General features: G+C 65.5%; 21 protein-coding genes. 7 read left to right on the top strand and 14 right to left on the bottom strand.

Features of this window, described 5'->3' with window-relative positions; all coding sequences use genetic code 11:
• Positions 1-52: 52 nt before the first annotated feature.
• On the bottom strand, positions 53-2,065 hold the full coding sequence (locus AC4PTB_RS16880) for an oxidoreductase (protein WP_492191011.1): 2,013 nt from the start codon (positions 2,063-2,065) through the stop codon (positions 53-55).
• Between the two features lie 281 nt (positions 2,066-2,346).
• On the opposite strand from AC4PTB_RS16880, the gene AC4PTB_RS16875 reads away from it, so the two are divergent.
• A complete protein-coding gene (locus AC4PTB_RS16875) occupies positions 2,347-3,252 on the top strand; it encodes a LysR family transcriptional regulator (protein WP_492191010.1) in 906 nt (301 codons plus the stop codon).
• Between the two features lie 38 nt (positions 3,253-3,290).
• On the opposite strand, the gene AC4PTB_RS16870 is transcribed toward AC4PTB_RS16875, so the two are convergent.
• The 3 genes from AC4PTB_RS16870 to AC4PTB_RS16860 are packed head-to-tail and all read right to left on the bottom strand — an operon-like array spanning position 3,291 to position 5,661.
• Positions 3,291-4,226, bottom strand: a complete 936-nt coding sequence (locus tag AC4PTB_RS16870) for an OmpA family protein (RefSeq protein ID WP_492191009.1) — start codon at positions 4,224-4,226, stop codon at positions 3,291-3,293.
• Positions 4,223-4,936 (bottom strand): GNAT family N-acetyltransferase, encoded by a 714-nt coding sequence (locus AC4PTB_RS16865; protein ID WP_492191008.1) that lies wholly within the window; start codon positions 4,934-4,936, stop codon positions 4,223-4,225. Before AC4PTB_RS16865 ends, AC4PTB_RS16870 begins: the two co-directional genes overlap by 4 nt.
• Positions 4,933-5,661: a competence/damage-inducible protein A gene (locus AC4PTB_RS16860; protein ID WP_492191007.1), complete on the bottom strand. Its 729-nt coding sequence runs from the start codon at positions 5,659-5,661 to the stop codon at positions 4,933-4,935. The genes AC4PTB_RS16865 and AC4PTB_RS16860 overlap by 4 nt, the downstream gene beginning before the upstream one ends.
• 111 nt (positions 5,662-5,772) lie before the next feature.
• Here AC4PTB_RS16860 and map point away from each other — a divergent pair, with 111 nt between their 5' ends.
• Complete coding sequence (gene map, locus AC4PTB_RS16855) at positions 5,773-6,582, top strand: type I methionyl aminopeptidase (protein ID WP_492191006.1); 810 nt, start codon at positions 5,773-5,775, stop codon at positions 6,580-6,582.
• A 23-nt stretch (positions 6,583-6,605) separates the two neighbouring features.
• On the opposite strand, the gene AC4PTB_RS16850 is transcribed toward map, so the two are convergent.
• The 8 genes from AC4PTB_RS16850 to AC4PTB_RS16815 all read right to left on the bottom strand — a co-directional run bounded on the left by AC4PTB_RS16850 (position 6,606) and on the right by AC4PTB_RS16815 (position 15,560).
• Complete coding sequence (locus AC4PTB_RS16850; protein ID WP_492191005.1) at positions 6,606-7,826, bottom strand: phenylacetate--CoA ligase family protein; 1,221 nt, start codon at positions 7,824-7,826, stop codon at positions 6,606-6,608.
• A gap of 80 nt (positions 7,827-7,906) precedes the next feature.
• Positions 7,907-8,728 carry an ABC transporter ATP-binding protein gene (locus tag AC4PTB_RS16845; protein ID WP_492191004.1) on the bottom strand — a complete coding sequence of 274 codons (822 nt, stop codon included), beginning with the start codon at positions 8,726-8,728 and terminating at the stop codon, positions 7,907-7,909.
• A 49-nt stretch (positions 8,729-8,777) separates the two neighbouring features.
• Positions 8,778-10,064: an ABC transporter substrate-binding protein gene (locus AC4PTB_RS16840; protein WP_492191003.1), complete on the bottom strand. Its 1,287-nt coding sequence runs from the start codon at positions 10,062-10,064 to the stop codon at positions 8,778-8,780.
• Positions 10,065-10,128: 64 nt separating this feature from the next.
• Positions 10,129-11,205: a branched-chain amino acid ABC transporter permease gene (locus AC4PTB_RS16835; protein ID WP_492191002.1), complete on the bottom strand. Its 1,077-nt coding sequence runs from the start codon at positions 11,203-11,205 to the stop codon at positions 10,129-10,131.
• 49 nt (positions 11,206-11,254) lie between these two features.
• Positions 11,255-11,440, bottom strand: coding sequence for a hypothetical protein (locus AC4PTB_RS16830; protein ID WP_492191001.1), 186 nt, complete (start codon positions 11,438-11,440; stop codon positions 11,255-11,257).
• Positions 11,441-11,603: 163 nt separating this feature from the next.
• Complete coding sequence (locus AC4PTB_RS16825) at positions 11,604-12,590, bottom strand: branched-chain amino acid ABC transporter permease (protein WP_492191000.1); 987 nt, start codon at positions 12,588-12,590, stop codon at positions 11,604-11,606.
• Complete coding sequence (locus tag AC4PTB_RS16820; protein ID WP_492190999.1) at positions 12,583-13,401, bottom strand: ABC transporter ATP-binding protein; 819 nt, start codon at positions 13,399-13,401, stop codon at positions 12,583-12,585. Before AC4PTB_RS16820 ends, AC4PTB_RS16825 begins: the two co-directional genes overlap by 8 nt.
• Positions 13,398-15,560 carry an AMP-binding protein gene (locus tag AC4PTB_RS16815; RefSeq protein ID WP_492190998.1) on the bottom strand — a complete coding sequence of 721 codons (2,163 nt, stop codon included), beginning with the start codon at positions 15,558-15,560 and terminating at the stop codon, positions 13,398-13,400. The genes AC4PTB_RS16820 and AC4PTB_RS16815 overlap by 4 nt, the downstream gene beginning before the upstream one ends.
• 186 nt (positions 15,561-15,746) lie before the next feature.
• Here AC4PTB_RS16815 and AC4PTB_RS16810 point away from each other — a divergent pair, with 186 nt between their 5' ends.
• The 5 genes from AC4PTB_RS16810 (at position 15,747) to rnhA (ending at position 20,444) form a co-directional block, all read left to right on the top strand.
• Entirely contained in the window at positions 15,747-17,651 is a 1,905-nt protein-coding gene (locus AC4PTB_RS16810; RefSeq protein ID WP_492190997.1) for a PAS-domain containing protein, read from the top strand.
• Positions 17,648-18,361, top strand: a complete 714-nt coding sequence (locus AC4PTB_RS16805; protein ID WP_492190996.1) for a response regulator transcription factor — start codon at positions 17,648-17,650, stop codon at positions 18,359-18,361. The genes AC4PTB_RS16810 and AC4PTB_RS16805 overlap by 4 nt, the downstream gene beginning before the upstream one ends.
• A gap of 62 nt (positions 18,362-18,423) precedes the next feature.
• Complete coding sequence (ispH, locus tag AC4PTB_RS16800; protein WP_492192653.1) at positions 18,424-19,374, top strand: 4-hydroxy-3-methylbut-2-enyl diphosphate reductase; 951 nt, start codon at positions 18,424-18,426, stop codon at positions 19,372-19,374.
• 6 nt (positions 19,375-19,380) lie between these two features.
• Positions 19,381-19,983 (top strand): LysE family translocator, encoded by a 603-nt coding sequence (locus tag AC4PTB_RS16795; protein WP_492190995.1) that lies wholly within the window; start codon positions 19,381-19,383, stop codon positions 19,981-19,983.
• On the top strand, positions 19,983-20,444 hold the full coding sequence (gene rnhA, locus AC4PTB_RS16790; RefSeq protein ID WP_492190994.1) for a ribonuclease HI: 462 nt from the start codon (positions 19,983-19,985) through the stop codon (positions 20,442-20,444). The genes AC4PTB_RS16795 and rnhA overlap by 1 nt, the downstream gene beginning before the upstream one ends.
• Here rnhA and AC4PTB_RS16785 read toward each other — a convergent pair.
• Entirely contained in the window at positions 20,441-21,157 is a 717-nt protein-coding gene (locus AC4PTB_RS16785) for an LrgB family protein (protein ID WP_492190993.1), read from the bottom strand. The genes rnhA and AC4PTB_RS16785 overlap by 4 nt on opposite strands.
• Positions 21,150-21,530, bottom strand: a complete 381-nt coding sequence (locus AC4PTB_RS16780; RefSeq protein WP_492190992.1) for a CidA/LrgA family protein — start codon at positions 21,528-21,530, stop codon at positions 21,150-21,152. The genes AC4PTB_RS16785 and AC4PTB_RS16780 overlap by 8 nt, the downstream gene beginning before the upstream one ends.
• Between the last annotated feature and the right edge of the window lie 59 nt (positions 21,531-21,589).

Genomic DNA, 21,589 nt, shown 5'->3' with positions numbered 1-21,589 from the left:
GGGCCTGCCTCGGCCCCCCCCCCGGGGCCTCTGGCGCAAGATGAAAGCTGGATCAGAGCCGGGCGCCAAGCCTTGTGCCCTGATCGATCGCCCGTTTCGCATCCAGCTCGCCCGCGACATCGGCGCCGCCGATGACATGGGGGGCGAAGCCCTGCGCCCGCAGCGCCTCGGCCAGGCTGCGCTGGCTGTCCTGTCCCGAACACAGCACCACCGTATCGGCCTCGATCAGCGTCGGGTTTTCGCGCCCGGGGCCGAAGCTGATGTGCAGGCCCTCGGCGGTGATGCGGTCATAATTCACCCCGCCGAGCATCTTCACGCCCTTGGCCGAAAGCGCGGCGCGGTGGATCCAGCCCGTCGTTTTCCCAAGATGGCGGCCGGGTTTTTCCGGTTTCCGTTGCAGCAGCGTCACCCTCCGCGCGGGCGGGGCGGGGGCGGGTTCGGCCAGCCCGCCCGGACTTTGCGCCGGATCGCCGACGCCCCATTCACGCCTCCAGTCCTCGGGGTTCAGCGTCGGACTTTCCGTCACCGTCAGGAATTCGGCCACGTCAAAGCCGATGCCGCCCGCGCCCACCACCGCGACGCGCGGCCCGGCCACGGCCTTGCCCGAAAGCAGATCGGCGTAGCTGACGGCCAGCTCCTCGCCCGGAATGCCGGGGCGGCGCGGGGTGACGCCGGTGGCGATCACCACCTCGTCAAAGCCGCCCAGCGACGCCACCGTGGCCTCGGTATTGAGCCGCAGGCTGACCCCCGCACGCGCCAGCATGGTGGCGAACCAGTCGGTCAGGCCGTGGAATTCTTCCTTGCCCGGGATGGTGCGGGCCAGCCGCAACTGTCCGCCGATTTCCGCGTCCTTCTCGAACAGCTTCACCGCATGGCCGCGCTCGGCCGCGGCGATGGCGCAGGCCATGCCCGCCGGTCCCGCGCCGACGACGGCGATGCGTTTCGGGCTTTCGGTGGGCGTCAGCACCAGCTCCGTTTCATGGCCTGCGCGCGGATTGACAAGGCAGGACGAAATCTTGCCCGAGAAGGTGTGGTCAAGGCAGGCCTGATTGCAGCCGATGCAGGGCGCGATTTCCGCCGCGCGGCCGCTGGCGGCCTTGGCGACGAAATCGGGATCGGCCAGGAACGGCCGCGCCATCGAGATCATGTCGGCCTCTCCCGCGGCCAGAATCCCCTCCGCCACCTCGGGCGTGTTGATCCGGTTCGAGGTGATGACGGGGATGCCCACTTCGGGGCGCAACCGCGCCGTCAGCCAGGAAAACGCCGCCCGCGGCACCGAAGTGGCGATGGTCGGCACCCGCGCCTCGTGCCAGCCGATGCCGGTATTCAGCATCGTGGCCCCGGCGGCTTCGATGGCCTTGGCCAGCATCACCACCTCGTCCCAGGTCGAGCCCTCGGGGACCAGATCGATCAGCGAGATGCGGAAGATCACGATGAAATCCGCCCCGACCGCGGCGCGCACGCGCTTCATCACCTCGACCGGCAGGCGCATCCGGTTTTCGTAACACCCGCCCCAATCGTCGGTCCTGCGGTTCACATGGCGGACAAGAAACTGGTTGAGGAAATAGCCCTCCGAGCCCATCACCTCGACGCCGTCATAACCCGCCTCGCGGGCGCGGGCGGCTGCGGTGGCGATGTCGCTGATCTGCTTTTCGATGCCCTCCGCGTCCAGCTCCCGCGGCACAAAGGGCGAGATCGGCGATTTCACCGCCGAGGCCGAAACACATTCCGCCCCATAGGCATAGCGGCCCGCATGCAGGATCTGCATGGCGATCCGCCCGCCCGCGTCATGCACCCGCTCCGTCACCAGCCGGTGGTTGGCGATGTCCGCGGCGGTGAACAAACCCGCAGCGCCCGGAAACACCCCGCCTTCGCGGTTCGGCGCCATGCCGCCCGTCACCATCAGCCCGACCCCGCCGCGCGCCCGCGTCGCGTAGAACTCGGCGACCCGGTTCCAGTCGCCCGTCTCCTCAAGATTGGTGTGCATCGAACCCATCAGCACGCGGTTGGGCAGCACCACATGGCCCAGATCAAGCGGCGCCAGCAGATGCGGATAATGGCTCATCACGTCCTCGCGTTTTGGCTCTCATTTTCGGCCAGCTTACAAGCGCCGCCCCCCCTGTCACGGCAAACGCAACGTCATTGTCGTCGTCTTGCCCGAAATACCCCGGGCGGAGCCCGCAAGGGCGGGGGCGGGGCCGGTTTCCCGCCAGAACGGGCAACAATCGTTTCTCCCTCCTGTCCGAACCGTGCAATTTCCCCCGTATTGTCCCGCAAGCGTCCAAATTGTGCCCGAATTCCATCCGATCATTCCGGGAGCTGCGAAACATTCCCCATGGGTGACCGATGGACCGTCTGACCGAAATGGAAGCCTTTGCCACCGTGGTGGATCAAGGTGGCTTCACCGATGCCGCCAAGAAGATGGGAATTTCCAAATCGGCGGTGTCGAAACATGTCTCGGCGCTGGAGGCGCGGCTGGGGGCAAGGCTGCTCAACCGCACGACGCGGCGGGTTTCGCCCACGGAAATCGGGCTCGCCTATTACGACCGCGCCCGGCGGGTGCTGAACGATGCCGGAGAGGCCGATGCGCTGGTCACCTCGATGCAGGTGGCGCCCTCGGGGCTTTTGCGGATTTCGGTCGCCACCGATTTCGGGGTCAATCTGCTGTCCCCGGTTCTGGGAGATTTTCTGCAGGAATATCCTGAAGTTACTGTCAATATGGTGCTCAATAACCGCTATGTCGAGCTGATCTCGGAAGGGTTCGACATGGCGATCCGGGTCGGCGAGCTGGAGGACAGCACGCTCAAGGCGCGCAAGCTGACCGAGACGGCGAAGCGGATGATCGCCTCGCCGCGCTATTTCGAGAAATACGGCCGCCCGACGAAGATCGACGATCTGAACGATCACAAGCTGCTGCATTATTCGAACCAGTCGAACGGCAATGTCTGGAAGATCACCGCGCCTTCGGGCGAGCGGCGGCAGGTGCGCTCGGCCGGCTGGCTGACGGTGAACGATGGCCAGTCGCTGCTACATGCCGCCATCGCCGGGCTTGGCATCGCCTATCTGCCCTCCTTCCTTTACGCCGATGCGATGAAAAAAGGCCAGGTCGAGGAGGCGATGCCCGATCTGCCGATGGAGACGCTCGGCATCTACGCCGTCTATCCGCCGGGCCGTTTCACCCAGCCCAAGGTGCGCGCCTTCATCGATTTTCTGGCCGAGACCTTTGCCGAAAAGGGTCCCGACAACTGGTGAGCTGACGCCTCCCACGGTGCCTTTTCCGTCCGGCGCCGTCACCTTGGGGTCGAGGCGAGCACCGCTTCGACCCTTCTGTTCTTCTCGCGCCCCTCGGGCGTCAGGTTCGAGCTGCGCGGCGACAGCCAGCCTGCGCCCTCGGCGCTCAGCTGCCCGGCCGGAACGCCCAGCTTCTCGATCAGCCGCTTGCGCACCGCCGCGGCGCGATCGCGCGACAGCGTCACATTCGCGGCCAGCGGACCCAAATTGTCGGTGTGACCCACAAGCGCGATCCGCGCCTCGGGCCGGGTCGCCAGATAATCGGCCAGCGCCGAAAGCGAGGCGAAATCGCCCTCGGCCAGTTGCGAGGCGCCGCTGGCAAAGACCAGATCGTCCAGCGCCACCTTGCCCGCGCGCTCCAGCGCCTTGGCCAGATCGGCGGCGGGGCTCTCGGGTTCCGGGCTGGGCTTCGGCGCGGCCAGGTCATTGTCGGGTGCGGCGGGGGTGGCATCTTGCGCCGTCATCGTCGTCAGATGCACGAAGCCCGATTCCGACGAGCGCGAGACCGTCAGCGCGATCCAGTCATTGCCGTTCTGCGCCGCCAGATAGCGGAAGTCGCCCAGATCGACATGCATCTCGGGTTCCGGGATCAGATCGAGCGCATAGCGGAAATCGAAACCGCCGCAGGCATCGGTTTCGCATTGATACATCAGGATGTAGCCCGCCGCCGCGATCTGGTCGCGCAGCGGCGCCAGGATCTGCAGCGTCGTCTGCTGATTGCCGCGCAGCCGCCAGGCGGTGTCGGACCGCGCCCCTTCCAGCGCGCTGCGCGCCATCGTGTCATTGCGCCAGGGCCCGATCGGCAACCCGTAGGAGGTGGCGGCCTGGGTCCGCTCGGCCGAAATCGCGGCGCCTTGCGGCAGGCTCAGGGCCAGCGGATCGGCCTGCGCGGGCAGGGCGGCCAGAAAAAATGCTGCGCAGAAAAATCGTCTCATTTCCGGGCCTCGCGGCGATAATGATAGGCGCAGGCGGGCTGCAGTCCGAGGTCACGATAAAGCGCCAGCGCAGCGGTGTTCGCCTTGGTGACGACCAGGCTCAGGCGGGTTGCCCCCTCGGTCGCGGCCCAGCGGCAGGCCTCGGCCATGATCGCGCGGGCAAGGCCCAGGCGGCGAAATTCCGGTGCGACAACAAGGGCATGCAGCATCGCGATGCGGTCATGGATGGCGACGAAGGCCGCCCCGGCGGCGCGGTCGCGGCTGCGGCCAAGGACGGCGGCTTTTGGCGTGCCCGCACGGTCGAGGATCGCCTGCCGTGCCGGGCCGATGCCGTTTTCCGCCCAGATCTCGCGCGCGATGGCGAGCGGCGGCCAATGCGCAAAGGCGGTGACGGGCGGCACCTCGCGGGGCAGGGCGGCCAGATCGGCCATCAGGATCACCACCGGATCGAAGGTCTCGAAACCGCGCTTTGCCAGCGCCGCGTCAAGGGCGTCCTCGCCGGGGCGCAGCAGGAATGTCGGCTCCTGCCCAAGACTTCGCTGCGCAGCGATGGCGGCGTCGATATCGGCATTTTCGAGGCTGCCCAGAAGGCTGGCCGCGCTGACCCGCGATCCGCCGCCCCGGCCGTCGCGGATGCGGAACCCGCCCAGATCCCGAACCGAGGCGGCGGGCCAGGTGGCGTCGATCACCTCGAACAGCGGATCGCTCATCGACCCTCCGGGAAGGCCGCCTGCAGCGCGGCGAAGGCGGCGTCGAGCGCCGCGGGCTCGGTCGAACGGGCGACAAGGTTGGTGCCATATTGCCCCTCGGTGACGAAGGGATAGGAGCCGAAGGACACGTCGGGATGCGCTTCGGCCAGCGCGCGCAGCGCATCGGCGATGGCCGCTTCGGCCACCATCATCTGCCAGTTGCGCGACAAAAGCGGCTGGCCCCCCGCAAGTCGCGGCAACAGCCCCGCCACCATCGCCTGAAAGATGTTCGGCACGCCCGCCATGACATGGCAATTCTCGACGCTGAACCCCGGCGCGCCCGAGACCGGGTTGTCGATCAGGCGCGCGCCTTCGGGAATGCGGGCCATGCGCAGCCGGGCCTCGGTGAATTCCACGCCGCGGGCGGCGTAATGGGCGGCGAGGATCGCCCGGGCATCTTCCCGCACGCCGATGCTGCGCCCGAAGGCTTCGGCCACGGCATCGGCGGTGATGTCGTCATGCGTCGGCCCGATGCCTCCGCTGGTGAACAGATGGTCATGCGCCGCGGAAAGTTCGCGCACCGCGGCAACGATGGTCGGGTGATCGTCCGAAATCACCCGGATCTGCCGCAGATCGAAGCCCGCCTTGACCAGTTCGCCTGCCAGATGATGCGCGTTCCCCTCGCGGGTGCGGCCGGTCAGGATTTCGTCGCCAATGATCAGGATCGCGCAGCTGGGATTGGGCATGGGGCTCCTCCTTGGCCACGGTATAAGGGGCTGCGGCGTTGCGGAAAAGCCCGGGTCTGGCCAAGCGGCGGATTTGTGACTATCTAGGGGCCAGCGAACAGGAGAGTGCCCGTGAACGACGCAAGACCCCGCCTGACCAAGGATGGCATCCGCATTTACGACCGTGCCGATTTCGCGGGGATGCAGGCGGCGGGGAAGATTGCGTCGCAGATCCTGGACGAGGTCGCGCCGCTGGTGGTGCCGGGGGTGACGACCGGGGCGCTGGATGATTTCATCCGCAACCGGGTGACGGAACTGGGCGCGGTCTCGGCGACGATCGGCTATCGCGGTTACAAGCATGCCTCGTGCATTTCGGTGAACCATGTGGTGTGCCATGGCATCCCGGGAACCAAGGTGCTGACCGATGGCGATATCCTGAACATCGACGTGACGGTGATTCTGGATGGCTGGTATGGCGACACCTCGCGGATGTATGTGGCGGGCACCTTGACCCGCAAGGCCGAGCGGCTGATTCAGGTCACCCATGATGCGCTGATGCTGGGGATCGAGCAGGTCAGGCCCGGCAATACCTTTGGCGATATCGGCCATGCGATTCAGGCCTATGTCGAGGCGCAACGGATGAGTGTCGTGCGCGATTTCTGCGGCCATGGGCTGGGCCGGGTGTTCCACGCGCCGCCGAACGTGCTGCATTACGGGCGCAAGGGCGCGGGGGCGGTGCTGGAGGAAGGCATGCTCTTCACCATCGAGCCGATGGTGAATCTGGGCCGCCCGGAAACCAAGGTGCTGTCGGATGACTGGACCGCGGTCACCCGCGACAAATCGCTGTCGGCGCAGTTCGAACATTCGGTGGGTGTCACCGCCGATGGCTGCGAGATCTTTACCCTCAGCCCTGCGAACCGGTTCCACCCCACCTGGGGGTGAGACGGGGCCGAAAGCGGGGCCCGTCAGTCGTATTTGCGCAGATCCTCGATCACCTTGCCGTCATTGGGCAGGCTGCCCGGGGCGACAAGCTCGATCCTGCCCTTGAGTTTCAGCGCCGCGACGATGCCGGTGGCGTAGCGCTCCGGGTCGCAGGCCTCGGTTTCGATCTGCACCGTCATCGCATCCATTTCGCCGTCGCGCGTCGCGACGACGCGGGCGCGCTTGACCTCGGGATGTGCGGCGACAAAGGCCGCGACCTGTTCGGGGCGGACGAACATGCCCTTGATCTTCGTCGTCTGATCGGCGCGGCCCATCCAGCCCTTGATGCGCAGGTTGCTGCGCCCGCAGGGCGAGACCCCGGGCAGGACGGCGCTGAGATCGCCGGTGGCGAAGCGGATCAGCGGGTAATCGGGGTTGAGCGTGGTCACGACGACCTCGCCCACCTCGCCTTCGGGGACAGGATCGCCAGTGCCGGGGCGGACGATTTCGACGATCACGCCCTCGTCGACGATCATCCCCTCCAACGCCGGGGTTTCATAGGCGATGTTGCCCAGATCGGCGGTGGCATAGCATTGCAGGCAGGCGATGCCGCGCTCGGCATAGTCCTTGCGCAGGCTCGGGAACAACGCGCCCCCGCCAACGACGGCGCGGCTGATCGTCAGCGCCTCGTTCATCTCGGCCGCCTTGTCGAGGATGACCTTGAGGTAATCGGGCGTGCCTGCGTAAACCGTCGTGCCGATATCGACGGCGGCGCGGACCTGCAATTCGGTCTGGCCGGTGCCCGCGGGCAGGACGGCGGCGCCCACCGCGCGTGCGCCGGATTCAAAGATCATCCCGGCGGGGGTCAGGTGGTAGCCAAAGCAGTTCTGCACGATGTCGCCCGGGCCGACGCCCGCCGCATGCAGGAAGCGCCCCATCCGCCACCAGTCGGCCGAGGTTTCCCCGGGTTCATAGATCGGGCCGGGGCTTTGGAAGATATGCGCAAAGCCGCGCGCCGTGCGCGGCGTCATGCCGCCGAACGGGGGGGATTTCTTCTGCGCGCTGCTCAGGTCGGATTTGCGCAGCACCGGCAGTTTCGCCAGCGCCTCGCGCGAGGTGATCATGGCCGCATCAACGCCCCCCAGATGCGCCGCCAGCCCCGGCGCGGAGAGCGCCCGTGCCACCGCCCGCGGCAGATCCCGCGCCAGCGCGGCCGCGCGCTCGTCGGCGGAGCGGGTTTCCAGAACGTCATAATAGCGGCTCATCGCGGCGCCTTTCTGCGGCTTGTCCGAAGAATGCTGCAATGCAGAATGCTGCGCAGCAAATGTTGCAAATCAGGAGTTTGTCAGGCCAGCCAGCGCTTGCGGCGGCGGTAGGACCGCACGTCGCGGAAGCTTTTGCGGCCGTCATCCGACATGCCCAGATAGAATTCCTTCACATCCGGGTTTTCGCGCAGCTGCGCAGCGGGGCCGTCCATCACCACCCGGCCGCTTTCCAGGATATAGCCGTAATGCGCATAGCGCAGCGCGACATTGGTGTTCTGCTCGGCCAGAAGGAAGGTCACGCCCTCGCCCTCGTTCACCGCTTTCACGATCTCGAAGATCTGCTCGACCAGCTGCGGCGCCAGCCCCATCGAGGGTTCGTCCAGAAGGATCGTCTCGGGGCGCGACATCAGTGCCCGGCCCATCGCCACCATCTGCTGTTCGCCGCCCGAGGTATAGCCGGCCTGCGATTTCCGCCGCTCCTTCAGGCGGGGAAAATAGGTGTAGACCATCTCCAGATCGCGTGCGATCGCGGCGCGTCCATCCTTGCGGGTATAGGCGCCGGTGAGCAGGTTTTCCTCGACCGTCAGGTGCTCGAAGCAATGCCGCCCCTCCATCACCTGGATGACGCCCTTGCGCACCAGATCGGCAGGGGACATGTCCTGCACCCGCTCGCCGCGATACAGGATCGCGCCCTTCGTCACCTCGCCGCGTTCGGAGTGCAGCAGGTTGGAAATCGCTTTCAGCGTTGTCGTCTTGCCCGCGCCATTGCCGCCCAGAAGCGCGGTGATCCCGCCCTTCGGCACCGACAGGCTGACGCCTTTCAGCACAAGGATGACGTGGTTGTAGATCACCTCGATATTGTTCACTTCAAGGAGTGTCTCGGTCTTGGGGGCATCGAACATGGTCATCCTCCGGGGCGAAATCCCCCGGCCCGAAGGCCGGGGGCGGGGCTTACTTGCAACGCTCGGCGATGCCGGCTTCCTTGGCGAAGGCCGCCGAATCCTCGGCGATCAGCGGATCGAGCACTTCGGCATCGGCCTCGATCCAGTCCGAGACCGGCGACCATTTCTTCGCGCCCGCATCCCATTGCAGGATCATCGCCGTGCCCGGGCCGCCGTGATCGGCGCAGCTGGCGGCGATCGGCTGGGCAAAGCCGGGCAGACCAAGCTCGGTCAGACGCGCCTCGGTCAGGTTCAGGTTCTCAAACCCGTCACGCACTTCCTCGGGCGTCACCGATGCCTTGCCGGTCTTTTCCTGCGCGGTGCGGATCGCCTCGGAGATGATCATCGCCGCATACATCCCGCGCGAATACAGCACGGTGCCGAGCTGATCGCCCGCCCCCGCCGCCTTGCCCGCGTCGAAGACATATTTCTTCAGATCGGCATAGATCGGATAGTCGGCGCCGACGCCGTGGAAGCTGATCGACTTATAGCCGTTCGCCCCCGCGCCCGCCGGACCGACATCGTTTTCAGAACCGGACCACCAGATCCCCATCATGTGATCCATCGGGAACTTGATGTTCACCGCCTCCTGGATCGCGACCTGGTTCATCACGCCCCAGCCATACATGATGACATAATCGGGCTTGTCGCGGCGGATCTGCAGCCATTGCGATTTCTGCTCCTGCCCGGGCGGATCGACCGGCAGCAGCGACAGGGTGAAGCCGTGCTTCTTCGCCAGCTCTTCCAGCGTGCGGATCGGCTCCTTGCCATAGGCCGAGTTGTGATAGAGCAGCGTGATCTTCTTGCCGGTCAGATCGCCGCCCTGCTCCGCCAGCATGTATTTCACCGCGACCGAGGCGCCGTCCCAGTAGTTGGCCGGATAGTTGAACACCCATTCGAACACCGCGCCATTGGCGGCCGAGGTGCGGCCATAGCCCGGGGTATACAGCACGTGCTTGTCGGCCGTGACCTTCGGGATCAGCTGATAGGTGATCCCGGTCGAGAGCGGGTTATAGGCCAGCGCCGCCTGTCCCTTGGTGCTTTCGTAGCACTCGACGCCCTTTTCGGTGTTATAGGCGGTCTCGCATTCCGGCACGGCGACCTTTTCGCCGCCGATGCCGCCGTCGCGCTCGTTCAGAAGCGTGAAGTAATCGGCGAAACCATCGGCATAGGGGATGCCGTTCGCGGCATAGGAGCCGGTGCGATAGCTCAGGTTCGGCACCGACAGATCCGCCAGTGCGGGACCGGTGGTGGCCAGCATGGCCGCCGCCGCAAGGGCTGCAAAGCTCTTTTTCATACGTCGTTCCTCCCAGTAACGTATTGATTTTTCTTGGCCGGTTGCCCGGGTCTTTCCCGGCCCCTCAATGCGGGAAGGGCCAAAGTCTCAGTTTTTCTTTCGCAATGCGCCACAGCTGCGCCAGCCCGTGCGGCTCGACGATCAGGAAGACCACGATCAGCGCGCCGACGATCATCAGCTCCAGATGCGCGGCGACATCGGTGGGCCAGCCCAGGCCGCCGACCAGCACGTTCTTCAGGAACACCGGCAGCAGTACCAGGAAGGCCGCCCCGGCAAAGGAGCCGAAGATCGAGCCGAGCCCGCCGATGATCACCATGAACAGGATCAGGAACGATTTGTTGATCCCGAAGGCCTCGCCCACCTCGGCCGCGCCAAGGTAGACCGAGAACAAAAGCGCCCCGGCGATGCCGATGAAGAAGGACGAGACGGCAAAGGCGGTGACCTTGGCCGAGAGCGGGTTGACCCCGATGATCTCGGCGGCGATGTCCATGTCGCGAATGGCCATCCATTTGCGCCCGACCGTGCCGCGGGTCAGATTGCGCGCGATCAGGGCGACAAGTGTCAGGATGACGAGACAGAACAGGTATTTTGCCGCCGCCGTCGTCTGCGCCCCGGTGATGAAGATGCCGAACATGGTCCGGTCGGGCGCGGTGATCTGGCCGGACGCGGAATAGTTGTAAAACCACGGCACCTTGTTGAACAGCCAGACCAAAAAGAACTGGGCGGCCAGCGTCGCCACGGCCAGATAGAAGCCCTTGATCCGCAAGGAGGGCAGGCCGAACAGCACGCCAACGCAGGCGGTGATGCCCCCCGCAAGGATGACATGCAGGAAGATCGGCACCTCGGGGAAGGCGGTCATCAGCTTGTAGACCGCATAGGCGCCCACCGCCATGAAGCCGCCGGTGCCAAGGCTGACCTGTCCGGCATAGCCGACCAGGATGTTGAGCCCGATGGCGGCGATCGCATAGATCAGGAAGGGCACGAAGACCGCATTTGCCCAGTAATCGTCGATGACGAAGGGCACGACGCCGTAAGCCACGGCAAGGGCTGCGAAATAGCCCATCCGGTCCAGACGGATCGGGAATGTCTGGCTGTCGGCGCGGTAGCTTGTCTTGAAATCGCCTGCTTCGCGGTAGAACATCAGAGCCTCCCCCCGGTGATGGTGCGGGGAAGGCTGCTGTCTGCCCCCGTCAGATGTCGCGGCGCACGCGCATCCAGGACCAGAGACCGGCCCCGGCCCCGAAGGCCGCGAGGATCATGTTGATGGTGCGGGTGGAGGCCGGCTCCTCCGGCGGCGCGGCCAGCGCGATCCAGCCGAAGGTCAGGGCCGAGGCCCAGCCGATGGTGAAGGCGACGGAACAGGCTTTTCTGGTCATCGATATGGGGCCCCCCGTCCCCGGGCGCCTCCTCAACCGCAAGGGGCGCGTGATGCAGTGCGTGTCCCCGGCAGGAATCATCCCAGCGCGCCGGATCGCTGACAGAATGTCGCACCTTGCCCCTCCATTCAACCCTAATCTGCGTCAAAGTGTCCATTTTAGTTTACACCCTCTCGATGATCCGCTCGCCGAACAGGCCCTGCGGCCGGAACACGAGGAAGATCAGCGCCAGCACATAGGCGAACCAGTTTTCGGTGGCGCCGCCGATCATCGGACCGATGAAGAACTCGAACAGCTTCTCGCCCATGCCGATGATCAGCCCACCGACGATGGCGCCGGGGATCGAGGTGAAGCCGCCCAGCATCAGGACCGGCAGCGCCTTGAGCGCGATCAGCGACAACGAGAACTGCACCCCGGATTTCGAGCCCCACATGATCCCGGCCACCAGCGCCACGAAGCCCGCGATCGACCAGACCAGGATCCAGATGAAGCGCAGCGAGATGCCGACCGAGAGCGCCGCCTGATGGTCGTCGGCGACGGCGCGCAGCGCGCGGCCCTGTTTCGAATACTGGCTGAACACGGTCAGCGCCGCCACCAGCGCCACCGAAACGACGGCGGCGACGATGTCGAGATTGTCGATGAAGAAGCCATAGCCGAACCAGGCGTTTGTCACGCTTTCGACGGTCTCGTTGATGCCCTGCGGCAGGCCGACATCGAGCGTCTTGATATCGGCGCCCCACATCACATCGCCAAAGCCCTCGAGGAAATAGGCCAGCCCGATCGTCGCCATGAACAGGATGATCGCAGGCTGGTTGACCAGATGCTTGAGCACCAGTTTCTCGATCGCGATCGCCATGCCGACCATCACGCCGATGGTCAAAAGGATCGCCAGCACCGCGGGCACCTGCCAGCCGAAGCTTTCCAGATGGCCGCCGGTGACGGCATTGATCAGATGCGCGAAGGGCACCTGACCGTTCTGGATGCCGACCAGCGTCAGCGCCGCAAACAGCGCCATCACGCCCTGCGCATAGTTGAACACGCCCGAGGATTTGTAGATCAGCACGAAGCCAAGGGCGACAAGCGAATACATCACCCCGGCCATCAGCCCGTTCAGCGCCGCTTCCGAGGCATAGGTCAGTTGCTCAAGCATGGGCCACCCCCAGATAGGCGTCGATCACGTCCTGATTGTTGCGGACTTCCTCGGGCGGGCCGTCGCCGATCTTGCGGCCGTAATCCATCACCACCACCCGGTCGGACAGATCCATCACCACGCCCATGTCATGTTCGATCAAGACCGTGGTCGTGCCGAATTCGTCGTTCACATCGAGGATGAAGCGGCACATGTCCTCTTTTTCCTCGACGTTCATCCCGGCCATCGGCTCGTCCAGAAGCAGGATCTTCGGCTCCGCCGCCAGCGCCCGGGCCAGCTCCACCCGCTTCTTCAACCCATAGGGCAGACGCCCGACCGGAGTTTTCCGAATATTCTGGATTTCAAGGAAGTCGATGATCTTTTCGACTTTTTCGCGATGCTCGTCTTCCTCGGCGGCGGCCTTGCCCCACCAAAGCGCCTGGCTGAACAGCCCCGACTGCATCAGCGTCAGCCGCCCGGTCATGATGTTGTCGAGAACCGACATGCCGTCAAACAGCGCGATGTTCTGGAAGGTGCGGGCAATCCCCAGCCGCGCCACCTGATAGGGTTTCATCGGGCCGCGCCTTTCGCCGCGGAACCAGACCTCGCCCTCGGTCGGCACATAAAAGCCCGAGATCACGTTCAGCATCGAGCTTTTGCCGGCGCCGTTCGGACCGATGATCGCGCGGATCTCGCCTTCGCGGATGTCGAAGCTGATGTCCTTGATCGCCACCACGCCGCCAAAGCGCAGCGTGATGTTGCGCAGCTCCATCAGCACCGGGCCGATCCGGCGGCCGTCGGGGGTGGTATAGCCTTCGCCCATGTCCTTCATTCCGCGGCCTCTTTCTGCAGATGCGCCTCGGGCGCGACGGTGGCATCCTCGATGCGGAGCGTGGCCCTGATCGCCCCCTTGCGCCCGTCCTCGTAGGTCACTTCGGTTTCGGTGGTGATCCTGTCCCGCCCGTCATAAAGCGCGGCGATCAGATCGGCGTATTTCTCGGCGACGACATTGCGGCGGACCTTGCGGGTGCGGGTCATCTCGCCGTCATCGGCATCCAGTTCCTTGTGCAGGATCAGGAAGCGGTGGATCTGGCAGCCCGAGAGCATCGGGTCCTGCGCGACCGAGCGGTTCACCGCGTCGATATGCTCGCGGATCATGCCATAGACCTGGCTGTGACCGGCCAGTTCCTGATAGCTGGCATAGGCGATGTTGTTGCGTTCCGCCCAGTTGCCGACCGCGGTCAGGTCGATGTTGATGAAGGCGGTGCAGCGGTCGCGATCCTTGCCGAAGACCACGGCTTCCAGGATCGAGGGATAGAATTTCAGCTTGTTTTCAACGTATTTCGGCGCAAAAAGCCGCCCGTCCGCCATTTTCCCCACGTCTTTCGCGCGGTCGATGATGCGCAGATGCCCGGTGTCCGGTTCAAAGAAACCGGCGTCGCCCGTGGCCACCCAGCCCTCGGCATCCTTTGTCGAAGCCGTGCTTTCGGGATTCTTGAAATATTCGACAAAGGTTCCGGGCGAGCGGTAGAAGACCTCGCCATTCTCGCCGATCTTCACCTCGACGCCGGGGCTGGGCACGCCCACCGTATCGGCGCGCACCTGTCCGTCCGGCTGCTGGGTGATGAAGACCGAGGCCTCGGTCTGGCCGTAAAGCTGTTTCAGGTTGATGCCCATCGAGCGGTAGAATTCGAAGATCTCGGGGCCGATCGCCTCGCCCGCGGTATAGGCGACGCGGATCCGCGACAGCCCGAGCGTGTTCTTCAGCGGCGAAAAGATCGTCACCTCGCCGGTGCGGTAGTTGAAGTAATCGCGCAAAGGCTGCGGATAGAGGTTCAGCAGCGGACCCCGGGCATGGAAATGCTTGCGGTGCTCCAGCGGGTGGCGCAGCCGCACCAGCGCCAGCCGCACGGCATTTTCCACCATCGTCTCGATCGAAAAGCCGATCCCCATCGCATAGCGCCAGGCCCAGCGCCAGCGCCGCCGCAGGGTCGGTTTCGAGCGTTTCACCTGATACCGCGGCATCCCGTAGGTTTCCCCGGTGGTCTTGGCGAAGTCCATGAAATGCTTGAACAACCCATGCTTCAGATCGCCCGCGTCCTCCATCCGGATCATCACGTTCGTCAGCATGGTCTCAAAGATCCGCGGCGGCGCAAAGAAATAGGTCGGGCCGATCTCGCGCAGGTCGGTCATCATCGTCGCCGGGCTTTCGGGGCAGTTCACGCAGAACCCCGCCACCATCGCCTGACCGATGGAAAAGATGAAATCGCCCACCCAGGCCATCGGCAGATAGGCCAGCACATCCTCGTCGCAGCCCAGATGGTCAAAGGCGACCGAGGCGCGGGCAGTCTCGATGATGTTGCGGTTCGACAGCACCACGCCCTTGGGCTTGCCGGTCGTGCCCGAGGTGTACAGCATCACGCAAGTGCTGTCCGCGGTCAGCTCGGCGATGCGCTTGTCCAGCTCGCCTTCATAGCGGAAATGCCCGGCCTTCCCCTCGGCGATGATATCGGCCAGATGGTTCATCCGGGAATGGTCGTATTTCCGCATGCCACGCTTGTCGGTATACATGACATGCTGGATGTGGTGGATGCGATCTTCGACCTCGACGACCTTGTCGACCTGTTCCTGATCGCCGCAGACCACGAAGCGGGCGCCGCAGTGATCGAGCACATAGGCCATCTCCTCGGCCACGGCGTCCTGGTACAGCGGCACCGGCACTGCGCCGCACATCTGCGCCGCCACCATCGCCCAGTAATGCGCCGGACGGTTGCGCCCGATGATGGCGACGTGATCGCCCCGTTCCACCCCAAGGCTGAGAAACCCCATCGCCATCGCGCGGATTTCCTCGGCGGCTTCGGCCCAGGTCCAGACCTGCCAGATGCCGAATTCCTTTTCGCGATAGGCGGGACGGCTGCCATACCTTTCGACGTTCAGCGCCAGAAGCGCCGGGATCGACTGCGCCGTCGCCCCCTGATCCTGATCTGCCATTCTTCCCCCCTGCACCGGCTTTCCGGGCTCGCAGGCCGCGACTCTCTCCCGGCGCGGCCTCCGGGTTGGAAGGTTGCGGTGAATAGTTTCCGGACTTTTACCCAAATCTTGCGAATCCTTTCCGGTTGAATCCGGTGCTTGCGAAGCGCGCAGAAGGTGCTAGCGATGGGGCGGGGAGGACGGGAGATGACCGAGGATGCGCGGGCACGGCTGACGCAGGCGGGGCTCAATCTGATCGGGCAGGCGCTGTCGATCTTTGACAGCGATCTGCGGCTGGCGGTCTCGAACCGGCAGTATCAGCTGATGTTCGACCTGCCCCCGCATCTGACCGAGCCGGGCACCAGTTTTGCCGACACGATCCGCTGGCTGGCCGAGCGCGGCGATTACGGCGCCGTGGGCGAGATCGACGCCTGGGTGGCGACACGGGTCGAGCAGGCGCGGACCTTCACCCCGCATTACATGGAGCGGCAGCGCGCCAATGGCCGGACCATCGCGGTCGAGGGCGCCCCCTTGGCCGAGGGCGGCTGGATCACCGTCTATACCGACATCACCGAGACGAAGCGGCAGGAGGCGCTGCTGCATGCCCGCTCCGAGGAATTGTCGGAACAGGTTCTGACCCATGCCGCGCAGCTGGCGGCGGCGAACCGGGAGCTGGCGGCGACGAATGCCGCGCTGGAGGAGGCGCAGCGCGAATTGCGCCGCACCGCCGCGCGGATCCGGCAGGTCACCGAAATGATGCCCGCCCATATCGCGCATATGGGGGCGGATTTCGTCTATACGTTTTCGAACCGGCGCGTGACCTCGGTGATGCCCGGCTCGCGGGATGATCCGGTCGGCCATACCGCCGCCGAGGTTCTGGGCGAGGACACCTTCCGCCGCATCCTGCCCGGGTTCGAGCGCGCCTTCGCGGGCGAGGCGAATGTGATCGAGATCACCCATGACCCCTCGGGGCGGCGCATCCGCATCGCGCTGACGCCCGATCGGGGGGCAGGCAACGGGGTGCAGGGGGTCTATATCCTGTCGACCGATGTGACCGCGGAAACCCAGGCCCGGGCGGCGCTGGCACAGGCCAGCAAACGTGAATTGGCGGCGCAGATCACCTCGGGGATGGCGCATGATTTCGCCAATCTGCTGACGATCATCCTCGGGCTGCAGGGGCGGCTGATGCGCCTTGAGGGCCTGCCGCCCGAGGGCCGCGATGCGGTGCGCGCGACGCTGTCGGCGGCGCGGCGGGGGGGAACGCTCTTGGACCGGATCGCGGCGATTTCCGGCAAGCGCGAGTTGCGGCCGCAGGCGGTGAACCTGCCCGCGCTGATCGCCGATCTGGTGACGATGGCGGCGCCGACGCTGGGCCCTGCGGTGCTGGTCGATCTTGATATCGAGGGTCTGGCCGCGCCGATCGTGCTGGACCCCGGACCGCTGCAGGACAGCCTGCTCAATCTGCTTTTGAACGCCCGCGATGCGATGGGGCCGAAGGGCGGGGCAATCCGCATTGCCGCCCATCCGGTGCGCGACACCTGGGTCGAGATCCATGTCACCGACACCGGCCCCGGTTTCTCCCCCGAGGCCCTGGCCCATGGGCTTGATCCGTTCTTCACCACCAAGGGCGGGCAGGGCTCTGGCCTTGGGCTGTCGATGGTCTATGACCAGACGAAACTGGCGGGCGGCACGGTGCGGATCGAGAATTGCGAGCCGGGCGCCTGCGTGACCCTGCGCCTGCCCTTGCGTCTGGCGGAAACCGATGCGACGCCGATGCTGGTTCTGTTGGTCGAGGATGACCCCGACATCCGGCTTTCGGTGCGCGAGATGCTGCGCGGCCTTGGCCATTCGGTGCTGGAGGCGGGCAGCGTTGACGAGGCCGAGGCGCTCTCTGCGCTGCCGGAAATCGGGCTGGTGCTGTCGGACATCCAGCTGGCGGGAACGGGCACCGGGATCGACCTTGCGCATCATCTGTCGGGCCGGGTGCCGATGCTTTTGATGACCTCGCTGCCGCCGGGCAGTCGGCTGCGCGCCGCCGCGCCCTGTCCGGTGCTGCAAAAACCCTTCGTCGCGGCGGAACTGGCCGCGCTGATCGCCGGAGTGCGCCGATGACCCATTCGCAAGCCCCGCTTGTCGCCGTTCTGGACGACGAACCCGAGATCCGCCGCATGCTGGTTGATGCGCTGGAAGAAGCCGGGTTTCGCACCAGCGCCTATGCCCGGGCGACGGAATTCGAGGCCGGGCTGAAGCGCAGCCAGCCCGATGTCTGTCTGGTCGATCTGGGCCTGCCCGACCGCGACGGTCTGGCGCTGGTGCATCGGCTGGCGCTCGAATCGGGGGCGGCGATCATCATCATCTCGGGCCGCGCGCAGGTGCAGGACCGGGTGACGGGGCTGGAACTGGGCGCCGATGACTACATCATCAAGCCCTTCGATCCGGCCGAGGTGGTGGCCCGCATCCGCGCCCGTCTGCGCCGTCCGCGCTCCGAAGCCGCACCGGCGGCGCAGGTGGCGGTCTTCGCGGGCTGGAAGGCGGCCTTCGACCGCTATGTGCTGATCGACGCGCGTGGCGTCGAGACGCCGTTTTCCCATGCCGAGGGAGAGGTCTTGCGGCTGTTCCTGGAAAGCCCGAACCGGCTGATTTCGCGGGCGCAAATGCAGGAAAGCCTGGGCGGCGCGGCGGGAGAAAGTTTCGACCGGGCGATGGATGTGCGGATCTCGCGGCTGCGCACGAAGCTGGGCGAAGACCCGAAGAACCCGCGGCTGATCAAGACGATCTACGGCGCGGGCTACATCTTTCTGGGCGAGGTGCGCTGGGCGTAAACGGGTCGCACTTTACGGCGGGGCTGCGCGGCATTACCTCTGGACCCGTGAATACGGAGCGCATCATGAAACCTGCCCTTACCCTTTACCTTGCCGCCCCCCGTGGCTTTTGCGCGGGCGTCGACCGGGCCGTGAAGATCGTCGAGATGTCGCTCGAGAAATGGGGGGCGCCGGTCTATGTGCGCCACGAGATCGTCCACAACAAATTCGTGGTCGACACGCTGGCGGCGAAAGGGGCGGTTTTTGTCGAGGAGCTGGACGAATGTCCGGTTGACCGGCCGGTGATCTTTTCGGCGCATGGCGTGCCGAAGACGGTCCCCGCCGAGGCCGAGCGGCGCAACATGATCTATGTCGATGCGACCTGCCCGCTGGTCTCCAAGGTGCATCTGGAAGCTGAACGCCATGCCGAGGAAGGTCTGCAGATCGTGATGATCGGCCATGCCGGCCACCCCGAGGTGATCGGCACCATGGGCCAGCTGCCCGAGGGCGAGGTGCTGTTGATCGAAACCGCCGCCGATGTGGCCAAGCTTGAGGTGCGCGACCCGGAAAAACTCGCCTGGATCACCCAGACGACGCTTTCGGTCGATGATACCGCCGAGGTGGTGGCGGCGCTGCAGGCGCGGTTCCCCGCGCTCGTCGGTCCGGGCAAGGATGACATCTGCTACGCCACGACGAACCGTCAGGCGGCGGTGAAGGTGCTGGCCGAGAAGATCGAGGCGCTGCTGGTGATCGGGGCACCGAATTCCTCGAACTCGAAACGTCTGGTCGAGGTGGGGCGGAACGCCGGTTGCGCCGTTTCGCATCTGGTCGAACGCGCCTCCGAGATCCAATGGGAGGCGCTCGAGGGGCTGACGAAAGTGGGCCTGACCGCGGGTGCCTCGGCCCCCGAGGTGCTGGTCGACGAGGTGATCGCGGCCTTCCGCGAGCGCTATGATCTGACGGTAGAGCTTGTCGAAACCGCGAAAGAGCGGATAGAGTTCAAGACACCGCGGATCTTCCGCCACGACAATTGAGGCATCATGTCCCCCGAGTTCCTGTTCACGGCTTTCATCGTCTGTCTGGTTCCGGGGATCGGGGTTGTCTACACGCTCTCTTCGACGCTGGGGCAGGGGTTCCGGGCCGGGCTTTGGGCCTCGCTCGGCTGCACCATCGCGACGCTGGTGCATCTGGCGGTGGCGCTGGGGGGGCTTGCGGCGGTGCTGCACACCTCGGCGCTGCTGTTTCAGACGATCAAATATGCGGGCGTGGCCTATCTGCTTTACATGGCCTGGGGCACGCTGAAGGGCACCGGCGGGCTGGCGCTTGAGGCCGCCGCGCCGCAATCGGTGGCGCAGCTGGTCTGGCGGGGGATCGTGCTCAACCTGCTCAATCCGAAGCTGCCGCTCTTTTTCGTGGCCTTCCTGCCGCAATTCATGGCGGTGAATGACGGTCCTTTCGTGATGGCGGAACTGGGCGTCGTTTTTGCCGTCCTCACCTTCCTGACCTTCCTGTTCTATACCGCGCTGGCGGCCTCTGGCCGTCAGGCGATCCTGAGCCGCCCGGCGGTGATGGCCTGGATGCGGCGGGCCTTCGCGGCCTCTTTCGCGGCGCTGGGCGTCCGCCTGGCGTTTGAGCGCGCGTGATGGCCGATCTTTACGCATGGACGGACGGGGCCTGCAGCGGCAACCCGGGGCCGGGGGGTTGGGGCGTGCTGATGCGCGCGATGGCCGATGGCAAGATCCTGAAGCAAAAAGAGCTTTCCGGCGGCGAGGCCGATACGACCAACAACCGCATGGAGCTGATGGCGGCGATTTCGGCGCTTGAGGCGCTGACGCGGCCCACCGCGCTGACGATCACCACCGACTCGGCCTATGTGAAGAACGGCATCGAAAGCTGGATGCACGGCTGGAAGCGCAACGGCTGGAAGACGGCGGACAAGAAGCCGGTGAAGAATGTCGATCTGTGGCAAAGGCTGGATGCGGCGCAGGCCCGTCATCAGGTGGTCTGGAAATGGATCAAGGGCCACGCCGGGCATGCGGAAAACGAACGCGCCGATGAGCTGGCCCGGGCGGGCATGGCGCCCTACAAGCCTGCAAAGGGCTAAAGGAACCACGGCAGCACCAGCGGTGCCAGAAACGCCGTCAGCACCGCATTCAGCCCCATCCCGATCGAGGCGAAAGCCCCTGCCGTGTCATGCACCTGAAAGGCCCGCGCCGTGCCGATCCCATGCGCCGCCACCCCGGTCGCAAAGCCGCGCGCGCGCCAGTCCCGCAGCCCCAGCCCGTTCAGCATCGGCGTCACGAAAATCGCCCCGATCATGCCGGTCAACAGCACCAGAACCGCGGTCAGCGTCGGCTGCCCGCCCAAAGCCTCGGAAATCCCGATCGCCACCGGCGCCGTCGCCGATTTCGGCGCGAGCGTCGCCAGAAGCCCGGCCTCGGCCCCGAACATCTTCGCAATCGCCAAGGCCGAGACGATGGCGGTGAACGACCCCGCCAGCAACGCCGCGATGATCGGCAGAGCCGCCTTGCGGATCGCCTTCAGGTTCGCCTGCAAGGGCACGGCCAGACAGACCGTCGCCGGACCCAGCATGAAATGAACGAATTGCGCGCCCTCGAAATAGTCGCTGTAGGGCGTGCCGGTGACGCCGAGCAGCACCGCCAGAAACATCACCGCCAGCAGCACCGGATTGGCCGCCGGATTGCGCCGCGCCAGCCGATAGAGACTGTCGCCCGCCCAATAGGCAAACAGCGTCGCCGTCAGCCACAAAAGCGGCTGCGAGGCAAGATAGGACCAGATCAGCGCCGCATCAGTCATCGGGCAGGCTCCGCACCAGTTTCGCGACAAGGGTAAAGGTCAGCGCGCCGACGACGATGGCCAGCAGCGTCGAGGCGACAAGCGCCACCGCCAGCGCTGGACCCTGCGCGGCCAGCACCGGCAGATGTGCCACCACCCCCACGCCCGCTGGCACGAACAACAGCGACAGATGGCCAAGCACCCCCTGCGCCACCGGCTGGATCATCGCCCGCAGCCGCGCGCTGGCCGAAAGCGCCGCGACCATGCCCAGCATCCCCAGAACCGGCCCCGGCAGCGGCAAATGCCCCGCGCGCGACAGCACCTCGCCCGCAAGTTGGAACGCCAGAAGGATCGCCAGAGCCGCCACCATGGGGTATTTCCCGATATTGGTCATAATTTAGAACCAGTTTAAGCCTGTCGCCCGGCCATGCAAGCGAAAACCCCTGTTTCTGT

It is taken from the genome of Rhodobacter sp. 4.3.4, assembly GCF_058724655.1.
Note: the sequence above shows the minus strand (reverse complement) of the source record. Positions and strands in the feature narration are given on the sequence as shown.

Coding starts and splice junctions, on each gene's coding strand:
- AC4PTB_RS16780 (WP_492190992.1), bottom strand. CDS start 21,530: ATGACCAATATCGGGAAATACCCCATGGTGGCGGCTCTGGCGATCCTT.
- AC4PTB_RS16795 (WP_492190995.1), top strand. CDS start 19,381: ATGTCCCCCGAGTTCCTGTTCACGGCTTTCATCGTCTGTCTGGTTCCG.
- AC4PTB_RS16820 (WP_492190999.1), bottom strand. CDS start 13,401: ATGAAGGACATGGGCGAAGGCTATACCACCCCCGACGGCCGCCGGATC.
- rnhA (WP_492190994.1), top strand. CDS start 19,983: ATGGCCGATCTTTACGCATGGACGGACGGGGCCTGCAGCGGCAACCCG.
- AC4PTB_RS16870 (WP_492191009.1), bottom strand. CDS start 4,226: ATGAGACGATTTTTCTGCGCAGCATTTTTTCTGGCCGCCCTGCCCGCG.
- AC4PTB_RS16815 (WP_492190998.1), bottom strand. CDS start 15,560: ATGGCAGATCAGGATCAGGGGGCGACGGCGCAGTCGATCCCGGCGCTT.
- AC4PTB_RS16875 (WP_492191010.1), top strand. CDS start 2,347: ATGGACCGTCTGACCGAAATGGAAGCCTTTGCCACCGTGGTGGATCAA.
- AC4PTB_RS16840 (WP_492191003.1), bottom strand. CDS start 10,064: ATGAAAAAGAGCTTTGCAGCCCTTGCGGCGGCGGCCATGCTGGCCACC.
- AC4PTB_RS16830 (WP_492191001.1), bottom strand. CDS start 11,440: ATGACCAGAAAAGCCTGTTCCGTCGCCTTCACCATCGGCTGGGCCTCG.
- AC4PTB_RS16865 (WP_492191008.1), bottom strand. CDS start 4,936: ATGAGCGATCCGCTGTTCGAGGTGATCGACGCCACCTGGCCCGCCGCC.
- AC4PTB_RS16880 (WP_492191011.1), bottom strand. CDS start 2,065: ATGAGCCATTATCCGCATCTGCTGGCGCCGCTTGATCTGGGCCATGTG.
- AC4PTB_RS16785 (WP_492190993.1), bottom strand. CDS start 21,157: ATGACTGATGCGGCGCTGATCTGGTCCTATCTTGCCTCGCAGCCGCTT.
- AC4PTB_RS16845 (WP_492191004.1), bottom strand. CDS start 8,728: ATGTTCGATGCCCCCAAGACCGAGACACTCCTTGAAGTGAACAATATC.
- AC4PTB_RS16805 (WP_492190996.1), top strand. CDS start 17,648: ATGACCCATTCGCAAGCCCCGCTTGTCGCCGTTCTGGACGACGAACCC.
- AC4PTB_RS16860 (WP_492191007.1), bottom strand. CDS start 5,661: ATGCCCAATCCCAGCTGCGCGATCCTGATCATTGGCGACGAAATCCTG.
- AC4PTB_RS16825 (WP_492191000.1), bottom strand. CDS start 12,590: ATGCTTGAGCAACTGACCTATGCCTCGGAAGCGGCGCTGAACGGGCTG.
- AC4PTB_RS16810 (WP_492190997.1), top strand. CDS start 15,747: ATGACCGAGGATGCGCGGGCACGGCTGACGCAGGCGGGGCTCAATCTG.
- AC4PTB_RS16835 (WP_492191002.1), bottom strand. CDS start 11,205: ATGTTCTACCGCGAAGCAGGCGATTTCAAGACAAGCTACCGCGCCGAC.
- AC4PTB_RS16850 (WP_492191005.1), bottom strand. CDS start 7,826: ATGAGCCGCTATTATGACGTTCTGGAAACCCGCTCCGCCGACGAGCGC.